This is a genomic window from Streptomyces broussonetiae, from assembly GCF_009796285.1.
In the GTDB taxonomy this organism is placed as follows: domain Bacteria; phylum Actinomycetota; class Actinomycetes; order Streptomycetales; family Streptomycetaceae; genus Streptomyces; species Streptomyces broussonetiae.
Genome location: NZ_CP047020.1, coordinates 6,817,206 through 6,836,191, shown reverse-complemented (window position 1 = coordinate 6,836,191; position 18,986 = coordinate 6,817,206). Strand labels below are relative to the sequence as shown.

Here is an 18,986-nt window from a genome sequence, read left to right as displayed (position 1 = left end):
GACAGCGCCCGTGGCCGTGGCGCGCCGCCTCAGTGACCCCGGCCCTGGTCAGCGCCGCGCCCGGGCTGGCAGGATCGCCGCATGTCGAAGGTGTTCCCCCGGATCGGCGGGCGCCGCGCGCCGGCGGCCGTCGCGGCCGGTGCCGTGGTGCTCGGGCTGCTGCTGTGGTGGCTGCTGCCGCTGGGCGAGAAGCCGCCGAGCGGGACGATCGTCTTCAGCACGGGCACGTCCTCGGGGGTCTACCAGGAGTACGGCGAGCGGCTGCGGACCGAACTGCGCAAGGACATGCCCGGGCTGAAGGTGAAGCTGCTGGGCAGCGCCGGTTCGCAGGAGAACGTCCAGCGGGTGGCGACCGGCAGGGCCGACTTCACCATCGCGGCGGCCGACGCCGTGGAGACGTACGAACTGGGGCACGGCAGTGGTGCCGGACGGCTGCGCGGGGTGGCCCGGCTCTACGACGACTACGTGCATCTCATCGTGCGCAGCGACTCGGGCATCCGAAGCGTCGCGGACCTGCGGCACAAGCGGGTGGCGACCGGGCTGCCCGACTCCGGGGTGCGGCTGATCGCCGACCGGGTGCTCAAGGCCGCCGGCATCGACCCGCACAGGGACATCACGCCGGTCGGCGACGGCATCGACACCGGGCCGGAGCGGCTGCAGCAGGACAAGATCGACGCCTTCTTCTGGTCGGGCGGGCTGCCCACCAAGGGACTGCTCGCGCTGGCGAGGAAGTCCGCCTTCAAGTTCGTGCCGATCGACGGCGACCTCGTCACCAAGCTGCACAACCAGGGCCAGCAGGCCCGCTACTACCGGGCCACCAACATCCCCGAGTCGGCGTACCCGGCCGTACAGCAGGGCAACGAGGTCCCGACGATCGCCGTCTCCAACATCCTGATGACCCGTACGGACATGGACCCACGCCTCACCGAGTGGGTGACCCGCACGGTCATCAAGAGCCGCGACGGCATCGGCGCCCACGTCCACTCCGCCCAACTCGTGGACCTGCGCACCGCGATCTACACCGACCCCCTGCCCCTGCAGGAGGGCGCCCGCCGCTACTACCGCTCGATGAAGCCCTGAAGGAGCGGGAGGGACCCGTCCCGCACGGCGCCCCGCACCACCCGCGCCGTCAGCGCTCCCGGTGCCGCGGCACCGTCACCGTCACCCGCAGCCCGCCCGGCTCGTGGTGGCCGTAGGCGATCGAACCGCCGCCCGCCGCGAGCAGCGCGCGCGTGATGGACAGGCCGAGACCCGAGCCCTTGATGTTCTGGTGGCGGCCGCTGCGCCAGAAGCGGTCGCCCACGCGCGCGAGTTCCTCGTCGGTGAGGCCGGGTCCGGTGTCGGTGACGACGATCGTGGAAGTGTCGCCGTCGGCGGCGACGACGACCTGCACGGTGCCGCCCTCGGGGGTGAACTTCACGGCGTTGTCGATCACCGCGTCCAGAGCGCTGGACAGGGTGATCGGGTCCGCCCAGCCGGTCGTGGGCGGGCAGCCGCCGGTCAGCCGGACGCCCTTGGCGTCGGCGGCCGGTGACCAGGCTGCCAGCCGCTCCTCGGCCAGTGCGCCGATGTCGGTCAGGCACAGGTCCGCCGCGGCGTGCTCCGCCAGCGCCAGGTCGAGCAGGTCGTCCAGGACCTGCGCGAGGCGCTTGCCCTCGGTGCGGACCGAGGCGATCTCCTCGTTGCCCTCGGGGAGTTCGAGGGCGAGCAGTTCGATGCGCAGCAGCAGCGCCGAGAGCGGGTTGCGCAGCTGGTGGGAGGCGTCGGCGACGAAGGCGCGCTGCTGCTCCAGCACATCCTCGACGTTGTCCGCCATCTCGTTGAACGAGCGGGCCAGCCGCCGGAGTTCCGGCGGGCCGCCGGCCGCCGCGACCCGGGACTTCAGGCGTCCGGTGGCGATGTCGTGGGTGGTGGCGTCCAGCACGCGCACCGGTCTGAGCACCCAGCCGGTCAGCCGCAGCGCCGCGCCGACGGCCAGCAGCATGGCCGCGCTCTCGCCGGCCCCGATCAGCAGCCAGCCACGCAGGGTGCGTGAACGCATCTGCCCGGTGGGCGATTCGGTCACCACGACCGCCACGACGTCCCCGTCCCGGATCACCGGCGAGGCGACGACCAGCCGGCTGCGCTGCCAGGGCCACACCTGCCGCGGGTCATGGCTGCGCCGGCTCAGCAGCGCCTCTTCGAAGGCGCCCCGGACCTCCCCCGTCCGCGGTACGAACCAGTCGGCGGGGGCGTTGGCCATCGCCGAGCCGTTGCGGTAGAAGACGCCCGCGTTGATGCCGTAGACGCCGTAGTAGCTGTCGAGTTCGCTGCGCAGGGCCTCCAGACGCTCGTCAACGCTGGTGCGGCGGGAGCCGCTGGGGCCGTCGGTGACGAACTGGGCGAGCGCGGCGAAGCGTGCCGTGTCGTCGATCCGGTCGACGACGACCTTCTGCTGCTGGGCGGCGGCCACGCTGATGGCGAGCGGCAGGCCGAGCGCGAGGAGGACGGCCGCCATCAGCACGATGAGCAGCGGCAGCAGGCGAGCGCGCACCCGGCCCCGCTAGGCGGCCGGAGCGACGAGCCGGTAGCCGACGCCGCGTACGGTCTCGATCAGCGCGGGCATGCGCAGCTTGGCACGCAGGGAGGCGACATGCACCTCCAGGGTGCGGCCGGTGCCCTCCCAACTGGTGCGCCAAACCTCGCTGATGATCTGTTCCCGCCGGAAGACGACGCCGGGGCGCTGCGCGAGCAGGGCGAGCAGATCGAACTCCTTGCGGGTCAGTTGGATCACCGAACCCTGCACCGTGACCTGCCGGGTGGGCAGGTCGATGCGGACCGCACCGAGCCGCAGGGAGCCGTCGCCGCCGGAGCCCGCATCCTCATGGGCGGTGCGCCGGCTGACGGCGTGGATACGGGCGAGCAGTTCCCCGGTGTCGTAGGGCTTCACCACGTAGTCGTCGGCGCCCAGGTTGAGCCCGTGGATGCGGGAGCGGACGTCGGAGCGCGCGGTGACCATGATCACCGGGGTGCTGGTGCGTTTGCGGATCTTGCCGCAGACCTCGTATCCGTCCTGGTCGGGCAGGCCCAGGTCGAGCAGGACCACGCCGAAGCCGTCGCCCTCGGGGACGAGTGCCTGCAGGGCCTCTTCGCCGCTGCGCGCGTGCGTGACCTCAAAGCCGTGCCGGGCGAGAACGGCGGACAGGGCCGCGGCGACGTGGTTGTCGTCCTCGACGAGCAGCAGTCTCATCCCGGCCCCCTCCGGTTCAGCGGTCGTACGGTGTCAGTTCTCATGCGTCTTGTAGCTGCACGCGCGCGTGCACCATGGAAGTGACGCCGATGGACAAGGACGGCGTCAAGAGGGTTCTGGTTGCCCGTCGCTTCCGTTATCCGGCCGATACGCGCACGGGCGCGAAGTGCTACGACACGTGTCCGATTGCTATCGGATCGTGATGCTCAGATCTCCCTCAGATGTGATGACGCAGGTCACAGCCGCTCATTACTGTCCTCCGAAACCGAGGAGGACGGAGCCCGAGAGCGATGACCAATGTATCGGTGACCAAGGAAGACGCGGTCACGTCCGACGAACTGGTCGTCCTGAAGAGCGTCAACAAGCACTTCGGCGCGTTGCACGTGCTCCAGGACATCGACCTGACGATCGCCCGCGGCGAGGTCGTCGTGGTCATCGGGCCCTCCGGGTCCGGAAAGTCGACCCTGTGCCGCACCATCAACCGTCTGGAGACGATCGACGCGGGCGCCATCACGATCGACGGCAGGCCCCTGCCCCACGAGGGCAAGGAGCTGGCCCGGCTGCGGGCCGACGTCGGAATGGTCTTCCAGTCCTTCAACCTCTTCGCGCACAAGACCGTGCTCGAGAACGTGATGCTGGGCCAGCTCAAGGTCCGCAAGGCGGAGAAGAAGCAGGCCGAGGAGAAGGCCCGAGCCCTGCTCGACCGGGTCGGGGTGGGCACCCAGGCCGACAAGTACCCCGCCCAGCTGTCCGGCGGCCAGCAGCAGCGCGTCGCGATCGCGCGGGCGCTGGCGATGGACCCGAAGGTCATGCTCTTCGACGAGCCGACGTCCGCCCTCGACCCCGAGATGATCAACGAGGTCCTCGAGGTCATGCAGCAGCTCGCCCGTGAGGGCATGACGATGATCGTCGTCACCCACGAGATGGGGTTCGCGCGTTCGGCCGCGAACCGGGTGGTCTTCATGGCCGACGGCCGGATCGTCGAAGAGGCCGCGCCCGAGCAGTTCTTCAGCAACCCGCGCAGCGACCGGGCCAAGGACTTCCTGTCCAAGATCCTGCACCACTGACGGCAGCGCCCCCACCGCACCACGGGTCGCCTTTTCCAACGGACCTCGTTCCGCACCATTTCCGAAGGATGTTCAGCATGAAGCTCCGCAAGGTCACCGCCGTCTCGGCCGTCGTCCTGGCCCTCACCGTGTCCGCCACCGCGTGCAGCAGCAAGAAGAACGACAGCGGTTCCTCCGGCGGTGGCAAGACGATCGCCATCGGCATCAAGTACGACCAGCCGGGCCTCGGCCAGAAGACCCCGCAGGGCTACGCGGGCTTCGACGTGGACGTCGCCACCTATGTCGCCAAGAAGCTCGGTTACAGCTCCGACCAGATCGAGTGGAAGGAGTCGAAGAGCGCCGACCGCGAGACCATGCTGCAGCGCGGTGACGTCGACTTCATCGCCGCCACCTACTCGATCACCCCGAAGCGTCAGGCGAAGGTCGACTTCGCCGGCCCGTACCTGCTGGCCCACCAGGACGTGCTGGTGCGCGCGGACGACAGCTCCATCAAGTCGCCCGCCGACCTCAACAACAAGAAGCTGTGCTCGGTGACCGGCTCGACGTCGGCACAGAACGTGCACGACAAGCTGGCCCCCAAGGCGCAGCTCCAGCAGTACCCGACCTACTCCGCGTGCCTGACCGGTCTGCAGAGCAAGGCGATCGATGCTCTGACCACGGACGACTCGATCCTCGCCGGTTACGCCGCCCAGGCCCAGTTCAAGGGCAAGTTCAAGCTCGGCGGCTTCAAGATGACGAACGAGAACTACGGCATCGGCGTCAAGAAGGGCAGCCCCCTCAAGGACAAGATCAACAAGGCTCTTGAGGAGATGGTCGCCGACGGTTCCTGGGAGGCGGCCGTGAAGAAGAACTTCGGCCCGGCCGACTACAAGAACGAGCCCGCCCCGAAGATCGGCGACATCAAGAGCTGAGGCAGGGCCCGGCCGGTGCGCCGCCCGCGACGGCGGCGGCGCACCGGGGGCATCCCTACACGCGGAAGCGCGGGAGATCGTGTTCGACTTTCTTGACAAGTACGACGTGCTGGGCGCCTTCTGGACGACAGTGCAGCTCACGCTGCTGTCGGCCGTGGGCTCCCTGGTCTGGGGCACTCTGCTGGCCGCCATGCGGGTGGGCCCGGTGCCGCTGATGCGCGGTTTCGGCACCGCCTACGTGAACATCGTGCGGAACATCCCGCTCACGGTGATCATCCTCTTCGCCTCGCTCGGCCTGAGCAACACGCTGGGCGTCACCCTGGGCTCGGACAAGGTCGACACGACCAACTTCCGGCTGGCCGTGCTGGGTCTGATCGTCTACACGTCGGCCTTCGTGTGCGAGGCGATCCGCGCCGGCATCAACACGGTGCCGGTCGGCCAGGCCGAGGCGGCCCGGGCCATCGGCCTGAGCTTCACCCAGGTGCTGGGTCTGGTCATCCTTCCGCAGGCCTTCCGCGCGGCCGTCGGCCCGCTGGCCAACGTGCTGATCGCGTTGACGAAGAACACGACGGTGGCGGCCGCGATCGGCGTGGCGGAAGCGGCGCTCCTGATGAAGCAGATGGTGGAGAACGAGGCACAGCTGCTGGCGATCTCCGCGGTCATCGCCTTCGGGTTCTGCTGCCTGACGTTGCCGACCGGTCTGATCCTCGGCTGGGTGGGCAAGAAGGTGGCGGTGAAGCGATGAGTTCGGTCCTGTACGACGCCCAGGGGCCGCGCGCCAAGCGGCGCAACATCCTCTACATGGCGGTCTTCCTGGTCGCCCTCGCGGCCCTCGCATGGTGGGTGTACACCTCCCTCGACGACAAGGGCCAGCTGGAGTGGGCGCTGTGGAAGCCGTTCTTCAGCGGCACCGAGGCCTACTCCACGTACATCTGGCCCGGTCTGCAGAACACGTTGAAGGCCGCCGCGCTGGCCATGGTCATCGCGCTGCCGCTGGGCGCCTTCTTCGGCATCGCCAGGCTCTCGGACCATGCATGGGTGCGGATACCCGCGGCCATCGCGGTCGAGTTCTTCCGCGCGATCCCGGTGCTGGTCCTGATGATCTTCGGAATGGCGCTGTACAGCCAGTACACCAACGTGAGTTCCGATGACCGTCCGCTGTACGCGGTCGTCACCGGTCTGGTGCTGTACAACGCGTCGGTGCTCGCGGAGATCGTCCGCGCGGGCATCCTGGCCCTGCCGAAGGGGCAGTCCGAGGCGGCCATGGCGATCGGCCTGCGCAAGGGGCAGCTGATGCGGCTCATCCTGCTGCCGCAGGCGGTCACCACGATGCTCCCCGCGATCGTCAGCCAGCTCGTCGTGATCGTGAAGGACACCGCGCTCGGCGGCGCGGTCCTCACCTTCCCCGAACTCCTGTCGTCGGCCAACACGATGAGCGGCTACTACGGCGCCAACGTCATCGCGTCCTTCACGGTGGTGGCCGTGATCTTCGTGGTCATCAACTTCTCGCTGACCTCGTTCGCGAGCTGGCTGGAGCGACGGCTGCGGCGGGGCAAGAAGTCGACCGGCGCGGTGCTCGGGGCACAGGACGTGGCGAACGTCGCGGGCACGGCGGCGACCGGCGCCGAGCGCTGACACTCGTTCAAACCCGAATGCATCACCCGGAGGCAGTGGCGTGATCGCCACTGCCTCCGGTCGCTTGACGCAAACTCTGCCAATGGGTTGCATACGTTCTGTGATCGTGCACCCGGCTCCACCTTCTTGTTCACCGTCATCCGCCGAGGCACCGCTGCGGACAGGGGGCGGCACGCCGTGGACCCGGTGATCGTCGTCGGTGCGGGGCCCGTCGGGCTCACGCTCGCCCTGGCCCTGGCCCGCCAGGAGGTGCCGTCCGTCGTCCTGGACGAGGGCCCCGGCAAGGACGAACAGCGCCCGGCGCGCACCGTCGTGCTGCGCGAGGACACGGCCGCCCTGCTGGAGCGGCTGACCGGGGCGGCGCTCGGCGAGTACGGGGTGCGCTGGGCCGGATGGCGGTCCCTGAGGCGCAAGCAGGTGATGAACGAGATCACCTTCGACGAGTCCGGCCCCGCCGCGCCGCTGCACATCGCCCAGCACGTCCTCACCGGCGCCCTGCGCGCCGCCGTCGCCGACGAGCCGCTGGTGAAGTTGGCCGTGGACAGCCGCCTGGACGCGGTCGAGCAGGAGCGTTCCGGCATCACCGCACACACCCGGGGCCCCAGGGGCACCTGGTGGCGCGGCAGCTACCTGATCGGCTGCGACGGCCCCCGCTCCACCGTCCGCAAACTCCAGGACATCCGCTTCCCGGGCCGGACGGCCGTGGAGCGGCACGCGGTCGCCGCACTGCGGGTGGAACTTCCGTGGGAGGGCCGGGCGTTGCTCCATCGGATGCCGCCGTGGCGGCAGTCCGGGCCCTCGGCCGTGGAGGTGACCGCCCGTCCCCTCCCGGACGGCGTATGGCGCCTGGACTGGCTGCTGCCACCGGGCAAGGACCTGGTCACGCCCGAGATCCTGGTGACCCGGATCCGCGAGACCCTCGCGGGCTGGACGGACGGCTCCACACCGGCGTACGACCTGCTCGACACCGGTGTCCACGTGGTGCACCACCGGCTGGCCCGCCGCTGGCGCGCGGGCCGGGTCTTCCTCGCCGGGGACGCGGCCCATCTGCTCGGCGCACTTGGCACCCAAGGACTCGACGAGGGCCTGCGGGACGCCGACAACCTCGCCTGGAAGCTGGCCCCGGCCTGGCACCACGGGCACCACGAAGCGCTGCTGGAGAGCTACCAGACCGAGCGCCGGGCGGCGATCGCCGCCCGGCTGCGCGCCGCCGACCAGGCGCTGCCGGTGCTGCGCGGCGGCGGCGGACTGCGCCAGATGGTGCCGGGCACGGCGCGGGGCCACGACGCGCTCCTCACGGAAGGTCACCTGGGGCGCGGGCCGCTCGGCGCGCCGGGGGGGTACGCCGACTCGCCGCTCGCACCCCCTCCCTCCGAGGGCGAGATCCAGGTCGACACCGCACCGGGCTCGCCGGTCACCGACGTACGGGTCACCGCGGAGGACGGCACCTTCGTCCGGCTGCGCGACCGGCTCGGCCGCGGCGCGCTGCTCGTCGTCCTGATCGCGCCGGGCACCGGCGTGTGGGACCGCAAACACTGGGTGTCCGCCGGGGTGATGCCCCGGCTCGCGGCGGCCGTGACCGCGCTGCCGCACCCGGCCGAGCTGCTGGTCGCCGAGGACTACCCGGGTGCGCCGGCGCACAGCGTGCTGCTCGTACGCCCCGACGGCCACCTGGTCACGGCGCTGAGCGGGGTCCGCCCGGCCGAGCTGTACGCGGCGGCGCAGGCCGCGGTGGGCGGCGCGGCGAAGGAGAAGGCCGAGGCAGCCTCCAGCGCGCGCTGACCCGCGCTCCGGTCACCCTCTGTCCACATGGTGACGGTGAGTTGACCGCGGTGCACGCACATGCTGTACTCCCGACCATGACCGACACCTGCGTTCGCCTGTGGCGGAGGGTCCACATGGACCTCGTCCGCTACGCGGGCTGTGTGTGTCGTCCGTCCTGCTGAATTCGCATCCCCTTCCCTCGCCGGGCGCCCCCGTGCGTCCGCTCCGCGAACATTCCTCAGGACGGTGCACGTGTCTGTCTCCCCTGCTTCCGTGTCCCCTGCCGTCGGCTCCGCGCCACCCACGCAGGCAGACCTCCTCGACTTCGCCCGGCGCACGGCCGCCGACACTGAGCTGGTCGCCTCCCTTCCGCTCGACCCGGAAGGCCGCACCTGGGTGCGGCTGGACGGCCCGGGCGGCAGCGAGGCCTGGCTGATCGGCTGGCCACCGGGCAGCGGCACCGGCTGGCACGACCACGCCGAGTCGGTCGGCGCCTTCGTCACGGCAGCGGGCGCGCTCAAGGAGAACTCGCTCGCCGCCCGGCTCCCGACCGACGGCTGGCAGACCCTGGAACTCACCGAGGGCGTCGACCGTGAACGCCGCCTCGCGGCCGGCAAGGGCCGCTCCTTCGGCCGCCACCACGTCCACGAGGTCCTCAACGAGTCCCGCGCCGAACACGCGATCTCCGTCCACGCCTACTACCCACCCCTACCGCGCATCCGCCGCTACAGCCGTACGGGTCAGGTGCTCCGCCTCGAGCAGGTCGAGCGCCCGGAGGACTGGCAGTGAGCGCCGGCCCGGCGGACAGGCCCGTGCAGGTCACGGGAGCGGTGGTCGGTCACGCGGGCGAACGGCCGGCCGGCATCGACGCGTTGCTGGAGCGGGTGCGCGCGGGCTACCGGCGCATCGAGGCGCAGGAGGCGTACGAGGCGGCGCGTACGGGCGAGGCCCTGCTGGTCGACATCCGGTACGCGGCCCTGCGCGAGCGGGACGGAGTGATCCCCGGCGCCCTGGTCATCGAGCGCAACGAACTGGAGTGGCGCCTCGACCCCCAGGGCAGCCACCGTGTCCCCGAAGCCACCGGCCACGACCTGCACATCGTGGTGCTCTGCAACGAGGGCTACGCCTCCAGCCTCGCCGCCGACTCCCTGCACCAACTCGGCCTGCACCGGGCGACGGACCTGGTGGGCGGCTTCCAGGCATGGCGCACGGCAGGACTGCCGGTGGAGCCTGTGCGGCCCTGAGCGGAGCGGGGGACCGGACGGAGCGGGGCCCGAGCGGAGATGGAGCCCGGACGGAGCGGAGGCCCAGGCGGAGCAGGGCGGCACAGGCGGAGCAGGGCCCGAGCGGAGCAGAAGCCCGGGCGGAGCAGGGCCCGAGCGGAGCAGGGGCCCGGACGGAGCAGGAGCCCGGGCGGAGCAGGGGCCCGGACGGAGCAGGAGCCCGGGCGGAGCAGGGGCCCGGACGGAGCAGGAGCCCGGGCGGAGCGGGGGCTCGGGCGGAGCGGGGCCCGGACGGAGCAGAGCGGCACAGGCGGAGCAGGCGCCGCAAGGCGGAGCAGGCGCCGCCGTTGCCCCCTCGCCCTCCGCGCCTCCCCACCCTCCGCTACTCCCTCGCCGTCGCCACCGTCACCGCCCGTACCCGAAGCGCCGCCCGCCCGGGCACCGCACCGGCCGCCAGCGCGAGGAGTCCGGCGATCCCGACGACGGTGACGTAGAGCAGGGGCGTGACCGAGGGCGCCGCCCGGCCCGTCATCCCGATGCTGAACGCGGTGAGCACGGCGAGGGCGATACCGCTGCCGAGCGAGACGGCAAGGAACAGTACGGACAGCACTTCCGTGCGCAGCATGCGCAGCACCTGACGGCGGGTCGCACCGGCGAGGCGGAGCAGGGCGAACTCCCGGACACGTTCCGCGACCGACATGGCGAGCGTGTTGACGGCGGCGATGGCGGTGAAGGCCAGCACCAGCCCCATGGCCAGGTAGTTGACCTCGGCGTTCGTCTGCTGCCGATCGGCCCGGAGAGCGTCGGCGGCGGCCGGGGAAAGAATGCGGAGCCCCGGGAACTCACGGAGTGTAGTCGCGAGTTGTGTCTGTGTACGGGTCGTGCTGACGAGGACGGAGGAGGCGAGCGGGTTGTCGACGTGCCGGGCGAGGAGGTCGCGGGCGAGGGTGAGATCGCCGAAGCCCAGGCTCCGGGCATAGACGGCGGCGACGGTGAGCGTGGCGGGCGTCCCGTCGCCCAGAGTGAGTTTCAGGATGCTGCCGGGCCTCAAGCGGTGCTGATCCGCGGCCAGTTGACTGACGGCGACCGTGCTCGGGCCAAGCCGGTCGAGGGAGCCGGCGGTGACCTGCGGGTCCCAGGTGCGGGTGAGGCCTGCCGGGGTGACGCCCTGCGCGGGGTACTTGTCGAGGCCGACGCGGACGGTCGTACGGACGACCTCGGTGGCGGTGTCGTGCCGCGCACGCAGCCGCGGTGCGGCTGCACCGGGGACGCCGGGCCCCTGCGCGGTGACGACCCAGTCGGCCCGGACGCCGTCCCGGATCTGAGCGCGGGCCGCGTCGCCAAGGGTGGACTGGACGAACAGCACGGTGCAGGTCATGCCGACGAGCAGGGTGAGAGGGGTGACGACGGAGGCCATACGGTCGGCGTTGCCGCGCAGGTTGGCAATGGCGAGACGGCCGCCGTGCCCGGTGAGCCGGAGCGGACCGGCGAGCAGCAGCGAAGCCGCCCTGACCAGCACAGGACCGAGCAGGGCGACGGAGGCGGACAGAACGACAACGGCGAGGAAGGTCACGGGGGTCGAGGCGGGTTCGGTGCGCAGGGAGGTGAGGACGACGACGAGGACGGCACCGCCGGTCAGGAGCAGCAGTCCGGCGGCGATCCGGCCCCACGCGGGACGGCTGGGCTCGGTCCTGGCCTCGGCCAGGGCCTCGGTCGGGCGGATCCGGGCGATCCTGCGGGAGGCGATCCGGGCCGCGGCCCAGGCACCGAGCAGAGTCGTGGCAAGTGCGGCGAGCGGCGGGAAGACACTGACAGTGTGATCGAGCGTAGCGGGTACGGCGCCCAGGGCGACGAACCTGGAGTACAGCCAGGATCCCAGCGGCAGCCCGAGGAGCGCGCCCGGGGTGCCCGCCACCGCGCCGACGATCAGCGCTTCCCGGCCGAGCAGTATGCGGATCTGTCCCGAGGTGGCGGCGATGGCGCGGAGCAGGGCGAGTTCCCGGTGGCGCTGCCGCACAGTGAGCGCGAACGTGCCGACGACCACGAGCACCGCCACCAGCAGCGAGGTCCCGCCCATGGCGCCGCCCATGCTGACCAGCCGGGTGCGGGCGGTCGCCGCGTCCAGGAACTCGACGGGGCCACGGGCGGATCCGGAGCTGACCTGGGCGGTGGTGCCGTGCAGCGCCCGCGCCACGGCCTGCCGCACCTGCTCGGGGTCCGCTCCATGGGCCGGCAGCACACCGAACGCGGTGACCTGCCCGGGATGCGCGGCCAGACGGCGGGCCTCGGCGGCCGAGAAGAACAGGGACGTCTGGTGGCGTACGGCGGTGGCCGGGGCGGCGATACCGGTGACGCGATAGCTGCGCGGGGCCTGCGTGGACTGCACGGTGAGCCGGTCGCCGGGGCGCAGCCGGGCCCGCGCGGCGAGATAGCCGTCGACGACCAGATCACCGTCGGACCGTGGCGGGCTGCCCGTGGTCAGTCGGTACGGCGTCAGCGCTGCGGAGTCCCAGGCGTGCCCGTAGGCCGGGCGACCGCCGGTACCGGTCGGTGTCAACGGCTGGGCGAGGAAGGTGAGTTCGGGCACGACCCGGGCCACACCGGGAACGTGGGCGAGTCGGGCGCGCAGCCGCTGCGAGAGCCAGGCGCGCTCGGCGACGGGCTTCGCCTTGTGCTTGACCTTGGTCGTGCCCTTCCTGTGCTCGACGGTGGTCCGGTGGACGTACTGGTCACCGGAGATCACGACGGGCGCGGCCGCGTAGCGCTCGGTACGGATGGTGCCGCGCAGGCCGGTGTCGAGAAGGGTGCCACAGGCGGTGATCAGAGCGGCCGCACACATCAGCGCGAGGAAGGCGCCCAGAAGACCCGCCTTCCGGGCGCGGACTGTCCGCAGGGCATATCGCAGCATCATCGGGCAGGCTCTCTTCTGTTGTACGCGTCGGCTGGTCGTATGCGGCCGGCCTCGGCTGTGTGCGTGCCGTGGTCCGGAGCGTGCGTACAGACTCGCCCGCGTGCGACAGGAAGAGCACTGCGGTGGCCCGGCGTCTTCGGTGGGGGTTAACCCCACCGCGGGCGCGGGAAGTTGAGGGAAGCCCGGCGCCCCCGGCCCCGAGGACTCAGAAGTTCTTTCTCCGAGACTCAGCAGTCCCCTTCTCCGAGACTCAGTAGTCCCCTTCTCCGAGGTACTCCGTGTCCTCGCCCTCCTCCTCCAGTGCCCGGCGCACGACGCGCAGGGCCAGGCCCTCGGGGTAGCCCTTGCGGGCGAGCATGCCGGCGAGGCGGCGTAGCCGCTTTTCGCGGTCGAGGCCGCGGGTGGCGCGCAGCTTGCGGGCGACCAGCTCGCGGGCCGTGGCCTCCTCCTGCTCGGAGTCGAGCTGGGAGACGGCCTCGTCGATCAGCGCCGAGTCGACTCCCTTGGTGCGCAGCTCTTGGGCCAGAGCCCGGCGGGCGAGTCCCCGGGCATGGTGCCGGGACTCCACCCAGGCGTCCGCGAACGCGCCGTCGTCGATCAGCCCGACCTCCTCGAACCGCGACAGCACCTCCTCGGCCACGTCCTCGGGGATCTCCCGCTTGCGCAGGGCGTCGGCGAGCTGCCTGCGGGTGCGCGGGGTCCCGGTGAGCAGGCGCAGGCAGATCGCCCGTGCCCGCTCAGCCGGGTCCCCTGAAGACTCCCCCCGCTCGGCCCTCGACGAGGAAGGGGCGTCTTCGTCCTGCCCGGGCGCGTCCCCGAAGCCGTGCCCTCGGCCACGCCCCCGACCGCCCCGCCGTCCGACGCCGCCACCGGAACCACGGCCCCGTGCGCCGCCCCCGTACGGCCCATCGGTCGCGCCGCCCGGGTGGGCACCGGCGTCACGCGCGGTTCCGCGATCGTCGTCACGCCCGTCGTAGCCCCCGCGGGCCTCATGGGCCTCGTAGGCCTCATAGGCCTCGGCCGTGAATCCGTCGCCACCGCCCGGGGCGGAGTCCGGGTAACCCCCGGTGCCCCTCCCCCGTGGGGCACCGGGGGTGGCGTACTCGTACTCGGCCCAGTCGGTTCGTCGTGTCATGGGTCAGCTCTTGGCTGCGGCGGCCTTGGGCTTGGCGGCCTTGGCGGCGGCCGGGGCGGGCGCCGTCTTGGCCTCGTCGTCGGCCGCGGTGGTGACCGCCGCGTCCGCGCCGGGCTCGGCGGCGGGCTCCTCCGGACGGACCCCCACGCCCAGCTTCTCCTTGATCTTCTTCTCGATCTCGTTGGCCAGGTCGGGGTTGTCCTTGAGGAAGTTGCGCGCGTTCTCCTTGCCCTGGCCGAGCTGGTCGCCCTCGTACGTGTACCAGGCGCCGGCCTTGCGGACGAAGCCGTGCTCCACGCCCATGTCGATCAGACCGCCCTCGCGGCTGATGCCGTGGCCGTAGAGGATGTCGAACTCGGCCTGCTTGAACGGCGGCGCGACCTTGTTCTTGACGACCTTGCAGCGGGTGCGGTTGCCGACCGCCTCGGTGCCGTCCTTCAGGGTCTCGATGCGGCGGATGTCGATACGCACCGAGGCGTAGAACTTCAGCGCCCGGCCACCGGTCGTGGTCTCCGGGGAGCCGAACATCACACCGATCTTCTCGCGGAGCTGGTTGATGAAGATCGCGGTGGTCTTGGACTGGTTGAGCGCGCTGGTGATCTTCCGCAGCGCCTGGCTCATCAGCCGGGCCTGGAGACCCACGTGGCTGTCGCCCATCTCGCCCTCGATCTCCGCGCGCGGGACGAGCGCGGCGACGGAGTCGATGACGATGAGGTCGAGGGCGCCGGAGCGGACCAGCATGTCCACGATCTCCAGGGCCTGCTCGCCGTTGTCCGGCTGGGAGAGGATCAGGTTGTCGATGTCGACGCCGAGCTTCTTCGCGTACTCGGGGTCGAGGGCGTGCTCCGCGTCCACGAACGCGACCTGGCCACCGGCCTTCTGGGCGTTGGCCACGGCGTGCAGGGTCAGGGTCGTCTTACCGGAGGACTCCGGTCCGTAGATCTCCACGACACGGCCACGCGGCAGGCCACCGACGCCGAGGGCGACGTCGAGCGCGGTCGACCCGGTCGAAATGACCTCGATGGGCTCCTTCGACCGCTCGCCCATGCGCATGACCGCGCCCTTGCCGAATTGCCGTTCAATCTGCGCGAGCGCGGCGTCGAGCGCCTTCTCGCGGTCGGTTCCTGCCATGGGTTCCACCCGGTTTGCTTGAGTCGATCGCTTCACGTCAAAGACGCTAACGCCTGCCACTGACAATGCGCCCCGACGCCGGCCTGGCCTGTGGATAACCCCGGGACATCTTCGTGCAAAACGGGACGAAATCCACCACCCGAAGCCTTGCTTGAGCTTCCATAAGAATGGATGTTCGATTTGTGTGTCAAGCGCATCGCGCGACGCGGCGGCGCGATCGGCTCCGGCGACCTCGGCGCGGGCGATCCGGCCCGCAATCCCGCCGCCTGCTCATCACAGAGGCCGGCGTCCGCGGCCGCCCGGACCGGGGCCCACCCGGGGTCCATACACCCGGACCCCGATGCTGATGATCTTGTTCGTACCCGGGAACGATCACGTCCGCCCCTGGGATACACCCGGCCCGGCCGAGGGATGCGGCAACGGCCATGAACCGCACGGCCTTGCGAACCGATCACCCGATGGTGCGCCCGGCGACGATTCCGCCTGCCCCGCACGCTCCGGGCCATCATGCTCGGGGCATGACACAGCAAGCGGGGCGCCGTGGCGGCCTGGACGAACAGGCCGTGCTGCTGGTGGCGGGCGTGGCGGATCTGACGGTGAGCACACTGGGCTCGGCCCTGACGACGGTACGGGGGCTGCTGCGCCGCTCGGACGCCGCGGAGCTGGCGTCGGCGGCCGAGCAGGATCTGGTGGCCCGCGGCCGGCTGGCACTGGACCGGTGCACGACCGTGCCGCCCGCCCATCTGGAGATCCTCGCCCGGCACGCGCTCGCCCGCCGGGGTACCGATGGCGGCTGAGCGGTGGGACGCGGCCGCGTTCCGGACCCGCGTCGACCAGGTGCTGCACGAGTACGTGGCCCAGGAGGCCGATCTGCTGGCCGAGATCGATCCGGCCCTGGGCCCTGTGGCCGACCAGTTGGAGACGGCGGTCGCGGACGGCAAACGGCTGCGGGCGGCGTTCTGCTACTGGGGCTGGCGCGCGGCCGGCCAGCCCGACAGCGACGCACTGGTGCGGGCCGCCGCCTCCATGGAGCTGGTGCACGCCGCCGCGGTCGTCCACGACGACCTGATCGACGACAGTCCCCTGCGGCGTGGCCGGCCCACCGCACACCTGGCCCTGCGGGGTGCCGTGACCGGGCATCCGCGTCCCGGCACCGCCGCGCGGTCGCTGGCGATGCTGGCCGGGGACCTGCTGATGTCGCTGGCCGGGCAGTTGTTCGCCACCTGTGGTCTGCCCGCCGCGTACCTGGCCCGCGCCCGCCCGCTGTGGTCGCTGCTGGCCCGGGAGCTGATCGCGGGCGAGTGCCTGGAGATCCTGCACACCGGGGCCGTCCCGGACACCACGGCGTCGCTGAAGGTGATCCGGTACAAGACCGCCAAGTACACCGTCGAGCAGCCCCTGTTGATCGGCGGCACGCTCGCCGGGGCCGGTGAACGGCTGCGGGCGGGCTACTCGGCGTACGGGCTGCCGCTCGGCGAGGCCTTCCAGCTGCGCGACGACCTGCTCGGCCTGTTCGGGGACCCGCAGCGCACCGGAAAGGCCGACTCCGACGACCTACGCGGCCGGCGCCCCACCGCGCTGCTGGCGGAGGCCTGGCGCATCGCCGGCGCGGCCGAGCGGGAGCGGCTGCGAGCCCTGCTGGGGCGGGGCGAGCCGGACCGGGCGAGCCTGGACGCCGTACGGGAGGTGATGCGCCGGCTCGGGGCTCCGGAGCGCGTCGAAAACATGATCTCCGCGCGCGTGGCTGAGGCGCTCGACGCCCTCCACCAACTGGATGTGTCCACGCCCGCCGCCCACGCCCTGGCCGAGCTGGCGCATGCGGCGACGGTCCGCCCGTACTGACCGAGCCGCCTGCCCCGTACAGCACGGTCCGCCCACGACCCGAGCCTTTGATTCCCTCCCCCATGACTCCCCCGACAAGGAGCCCCTGCCATGACCTTCACCGAGGCATCGATGGACGCCCTGCGGGAGGCCGGCGACGAACTCGCCGACGCCACCGTCGCGACCCTCTTCGCGCGCGGGGAGGTCGGCACCTTCAACACCCTGATGCGGTACGTCTCCACCGCCGGCGCTCCACTCCCGGACGGGCTGCCCGACGTGGCCCGCGAATACCTCCGGGCGACGAGCGCCCCGCCGTCCTGGGTGGACTGGGGCGAGATGGAGAGAGCGCGGCTGTTCTTCATCGACAACAGCGTGCACATCTCCACGGCGCTGTCCTTCGCCTCCATGCCCGCCTGTTACGTCGTCCCGCACGTGGCGAAGCTGCTGTCGGCCACGCACTCGCTCAAGTACCCCTCCAAACGGATGGCGGAGACCGGCCAGTTCACCGTCTACCTGATGCGGCCCGACGCCTTCGAGGCGGGCAGCCGTTTCGTCCCCGCCGCCCAGAAGGTCCGGCTGCTGCACGCGTCCATCCGGCACCACCTGAAGCGCGAGGACCGCTGGGACACGGCGGCCCTGGGAGTGCCGATCTGCCAGGAGGACATGATCGGCGGGCAGATGTTCTTCTCGCTGCTGGTCCTCGACAGCCTGCACCGGCTGGGCATCCACATGACCACAAAGGGCGCGGAGGCCTACTACTACGCGTGGCGGGTGGTCGGCGCGATGCTCGGTGTCGACCAGGAGGCCGTGCCGAAGACCCTCGAGGAGGCGCGGAGTTTCCTCGACCTGTACATGCTCCGTCACATGGGCCCCTCCGAGGAGGGTGCGGAGCTGACCCGGCAGCTCATCGACCTCTACGAGGAGGTCGTGCCCGGCACCCTCTTCGACCCGGTCGTCTCGGCCCTCGTCCGCCATCTGGTCGGCGACACCTGCGCCGACTGGCTGCGCGTGCCCCGCACCCGCTGGGACACGCTGGTCAAGGCCGTCCCGCACCTCCTCGGAGTACTGGAGACCATCGAGGACCGCTCCCCGCTCGGCGCCTGGGCCCTGGACCGGCTCGGCCATCTCACGACGGTCCTAGAACTGTCGTCCCTCACCCGCGGGCGCGTGATGCACTACGCGATCCCCGAGCATCTGAAAAAGGACTACGGCGTCACGGACTCGGTGCCCCGCACCAGGCGCTGGACCCCACCCGCCGCCACGGTCTCCCCCTGACCCCTGCTGCCCCCTGCCGACCGGGCGCCGCCCGCGGCTACTCCCGGCGGCGTACGGCGGGTGCCTTCGGCCGGACGACGACCGCGCGGGCAGTTCCCGGGAGCCTTGGCCCATGAGCACTGCGCGCCCTGTCGAACGCCTCTGTCATACGACAGGGATGTTTCTCGTCCTGTCCGGTCTCGTGCACCTGGGGGTGTTCGCGGTGGACGGCGGCCCCTGGTACGGCCCGGTCTCCTGGCGCAAGCCGTTCACGTTCGGGCTCTCCTTCGGGCTGACGCTGATCGCGATCACCTGGGTCACGTCGTACGTGCGCGTCGGGGATCGGCTGCGCTCGGTCCTGCTGTTCGTCTTCGCCGCCGACTGTGTGGTGGAGGTCGGCGGTATCACCCTCCAGGCCTGGCGCCGGGTGCCCTCGCACCTGAACATGCAGACGCCCTTCGACACGGCGGTGTCCATGACGCTCGCGGTGGGCGGCGGCGTGCTGGTGGTCGTGCTCACCGTCTTCGCCGTCGCGTCCTTCCGGCACCGGCCGACGGGCCCCACCGGCATGCCGCTCGCCGTCCGCTCCGGGTTCGCCGTCCTGCTGGTCGGACTGGCCTCGGGTGCGGCGATGATCGCGCGCGGGGTCGTGCTGACCCGGACCGGCCACCAGGAGGCCGCCTACCACTCGACGGCCCCTCTCAAGCCGCTGCACGGCGTGAGCCTGCACGCCGTCCTCGTCCTGCCGCTGCTGGCCTGGCTGCTGTCCCGCTCGTCCTGGAGCGACCGGACACGCCGGCGGATCGTGGCCACGGCGACCGGCTGTTACGCGGTGGCCGTCGCCGGGGCGGGCGTGTGGGCGGCACTGACGTGTTGACGTGGCCAGGGATGTCCGAGCCGCGACG

The 18,986-nt window shown here is 71.5% G+C and carries 18 protein-coding genes; 13 read left to right on the top strand and 5 right to left on the bottom strand.

All coding sequences use genetic code 11. The features are described 5' to 3' along the window. The first annotated feature begins 81 nt into the window (after nt 1-81). Entirely contained in the window at nt 82-1,080 is a 999-nt protein-coding gene (locus tag GQF42_RS31550; protein WP_158925527.1) for a TAXI family TRAP transporter solute-binding subunit, read from the top strand. A gap of 49 nt (nt 1,081-1,129) precedes the next feature. Here the strand turns inward: GQF42_RS31550 and GQF42_RS31545 are convergent, their stop codons facing one another. Further along, a complete protein-coding gene (locus tag GQF42_RS31545; protein ID WP_158925525.1) occupies nt 1,130-2,533 on the bottom strand; it encodes a sensor histidine kinase in 1,404 nt (467 codons plus the stop codon). Nucleotides 2,534-2,542: 9 nt separating this feature from the next. Beyond that, entirely contained in the window at nt 2,543-3,229 is a 687-nt protein-coding gene (locus GQF42_RS31540) for a response regulator transcription factor (RefSeq protein ID WP_158925523.1), read from the bottom strand. A 290-nt stretch (nt 3,230-3,519) separates the two neighbouring features. Here GQF42_RS31540 and GQF42_RS31535 point away from each other — a divergent pair, with 290 nt between their 5' ends. The 8 genes from GQF42_RS31535 to GQF42_RS31505 all read left to right on the top strand — a co-directional run bounded on the left by GQF42_RS31535 (nt 3,520) and on the right by GQF42_RS31505 (nt 9,850). Next, nucleotides 3,520-4,296 (top strand): amino acid ABC transporter ATP-binding protein, encoded by a 777-nt coding sequence (locus GQF42_RS31535; protein ID WP_158925521.1) that lies wholly within the window; start codon nt 3,520-3,522, stop codon nt 4,294-4,296. Nucleotides 4,297-4,373: 77 nt separating this feature from the next. Then, nucleotides 4,374-5,207: a glutamate ABC transporter substrate-binding protein gene (locus GQF42_RS31530; RefSeq protein ID WP_067053279.1), complete on the top strand. Its 834-nt coding sequence runs from the start codon at nt 4,374-4,376 to the stop codon at nt 5,205-5,207. 79 nt (nt 5,208-5,286) lie between these two features. Further along, nucleotides 5,287-5,952: an amino acid ABC transporter permease gene (locus GQF42_RS31525; protein WP_158925519.1), complete on the top strand. Its 666-nt coding sequence runs from the start codon at nt 5,287-5,289 to the stop codon at nt 5,950-5,952. Beyond that, nucleotides 5,949-6,842 (top strand): amino acid ABC transporter permease, encoded by an 894-nt coding sequence (locus GQF42_RS31520; RefSeq protein ID WP_158925517.1) that lies wholly within the window; start codon nt 5,949-5,951, stop codon nt 6,840-6,842. The genes GQF42_RS31525 and GQF42_RS31520 overlap by 4 nt, the downstream gene beginning before the upstream one ends. 177 nt (nt 6,843-7,019) lie before the next feature. Further along, nucleotides 7,020-8,624 carry an FAD-dependent monooxygenase gene (locus GQF42_RS31515; protein WP_158925515.1) on the top strand — a complete coding sequence of 535 codons (1,605 nt, stop codon included), beginning with the start codon at nt 7,020-7,022 and terminating at the stop codon, nt 8,622-8,624. A gap of 77 nt (nt 8,625-8,701) precedes the next feature. After that, nucleotides 8,702-8,788, top strand: a complete 87-nt coding sequence (locus tag GQF42_RS47740) for a putative leader peptide (protein ID WP_313960178.1) — start codon at nt 8,702-8,704, stop codon at nt 8,786-8,788. A 70-nt stretch (nt 8,789-8,858) separates the two neighbouring features. Beyond that, a complete protein-coding gene (locus GQF42_RS31510; RefSeq protein WP_158925513.1) occupies nt 8,859-9,395 on the top strand; it encodes a cupin domain-containing protein in 537 nt (178 codons plus the stop codon). A 23-nt stretch (nt 9,396-9,418) separates the two neighbouring features. Then, entirely contained in the window at nt 9,419-9,850 is a 432-nt protein-coding gene (locus tag GQF42_RS31505) for a rhodanese-like domain-containing protein (protein ID WP_158930799.1), read from the top strand. A gap of 361 nt (nt 9,851-10,211) precedes the next feature. Here GQF42_RS31505 and GQF42_RS31500 read toward each other — a convergent pair whose 3' ends face one another. From GQF42_RS31500 to recA, 3 genes are all read right to left on the bottom strand, one after another. Continuing rightward, entirely contained in the window at nt 10,212-12,740 is a 2,529-nt protein-coding gene (locus GQF42_RS31500; protein ID WP_158925511.1) for an ABC transporter permease, read from the bottom strand. A gap of 250 nt (nt 12,741-12,990) precedes the next feature. Further along, nucleotides 12,991-13,875: a recombination regulator RecX gene (gene recX / locus GQF42_RS31495; RefSeq protein WP_158925509.1), complete on the bottom strand. Its 885-nt coding sequence runs from the start codon at nt 13,873-13,875 to the stop codon at nt 12,991-12,993. Between the two features lie 3 nt (nt 13,876-13,878). Further along, entirely contained in the window at nt 13,879-15,006 is a 1,128-nt protein-coding gene (gene recA, locus GQF42_RS31490; protein ID WP_158925507.1) for a recombinase RecA, read from the bottom strand. A 518-nt stretch (nt 15,007-15,524) separates the two neighbouring features. Between recA and GQF42_RS31485 the strand changes: the two genes are divergently transcribed. The 4 genes from GQF42_RS31485 (at nt 15,525) to GQF42_RS31470 (ending at nt 18,958) form a co-directional block, all read left to right on the top strand. Next, nucleotides 15,525-15,803, top strand: a complete 279-nt coding sequence (locus GQF42_RS31485; RefSeq protein ID WP_158925506.1) for a polyprenyl synthetase — start codon at nt 15,525-15,527, stop codon at nt 15,801-15,803. Beyond that, complete coding sequence (locus GQF42_RS31480; protein WP_158925504.1) at nt 15,793-16,848, top strand: polyprenyl synthetase family protein; 1,056 nt, start codon at nt 15,793-15,795, stop codon at nt 16,846-16,848. Before GQF42_RS31485 ends, GQF42_RS31480 begins: the two co-directional genes overlap by 11 nt. A gap of 90 nt (nt 16,849-16,938) precedes the next feature. Then, on the top strand, nt 16,939-18,102 hold the full coding sequence (locus GQF42_RS31475; protein WP_158925502.1) for an oxygenase MpaB family protein: 1,164 nt from the start codon (nt 16,939-16,941) through the stop codon (nt 18,100-18,102). Between the two features lie 112 nt (nt 18,103-18,214). Beyond that, a complete protein-coding gene (locus GQF42_RS31470; protein WP_158925500.1) occupies nt 18,215-18,958 on the top strand; it encodes a hypothetical protein in 744 nt (247 codons plus the stop codon). Nucleotides 18,959-18,986 lie beyond the last annotated feature (28 nt).

Bases quoted from the DNA above. Each gene is read 5' to 3' on its own strand.
- GQF42_RS31550 (WP_158925527.1), top strand. From the start codon at position 82: ATGTCGAAGGTGTTCCCCCGGATCGGCGGGCGCCGCGCGCCGGCGGCC.
- GQF42_RS31540 (WP_158925523.1), bottom strand. From the start codon at position 3,229: ATGAGACTGCTGCTCGTCGAGGACGACAACCACGTCGCCGCGGCCCTG.
- GQF42_RS31535 (WP_158925521.1), top strand. From the start codon at position 3,520: ATGACCAATGTATCGGTGACCAAGGAAGACGCGGTCACGTCCGACGAA.
- GQF42_RS31530 (WP_067053279.1), top strand. From the start codon at position 4,374: ATGAAGCTCCGCAAGGTCACCGCCGTCTCGGCCGTCGTCCTGGCCCTC.
- GQF42_RS31520 (WP_158925517.1), top strand. From the start codon at position 5,949: ATGAGTTCGGTCCTGTACGACGCCCAGGGGCCGCGCGCCAAGCGGCGC.
- GQF42_RS47740 (WP_313960178.1), top strand. From the start codon at position 8,702: ATGACCGACACCTGCGTTCGCCTGTGGCGGAGGGTCCACATGGACCTC.
- GQF42_RS31500 (WP_158925511.1), bottom strand. From the start codon at position 12,740: ATGATGCTGCGATATGCCCTGCGGACAGTCCGCGCCCGGAAGGCGGGT.
- recX (WP_158925509.1), bottom strand. From the start codon at position 13,875: ATGACACGACGAACCGACTGGGCCGAGTACGAGTACGCCACCCCCGGT.
- recA (WP_158925507.1), bottom strand. From the start codon at position 15,006: ATGGCAGGAACCGACCGCGAGAAGGCGCTCGACGCCGCGCTCGCGCAG.
- GQF42_RS31485 (WP_158925506.1), top strand. From the start codon at position 15,525: ATGACACAGCAAGCGGGGCGCCGTGGCGGCCTGGACGAACAGGCCGTG.
- GQF42_RS31480 (WP_158925504.1), top strand. From the start codon at position 15,793: ATGGCGGCTGAGCGGTGGGACGCGGCCGCGTTCCGGACCCGCGTCGAC.
- GQF42_RS31475 (WP_158925502.1), top strand. From the start codon at position 16,939: ATGACCTTCACCGAGGCATCGATGGACGCCCTGCGGGAGGCCGGCGAC.
- GQF42_RS31470 (WP_158925500.1), top strand. From the start codon at position 18,215: ATGAGCACTGCGCGCCCTGTCGAACGCCTCTGTCATACGACAGGGATG.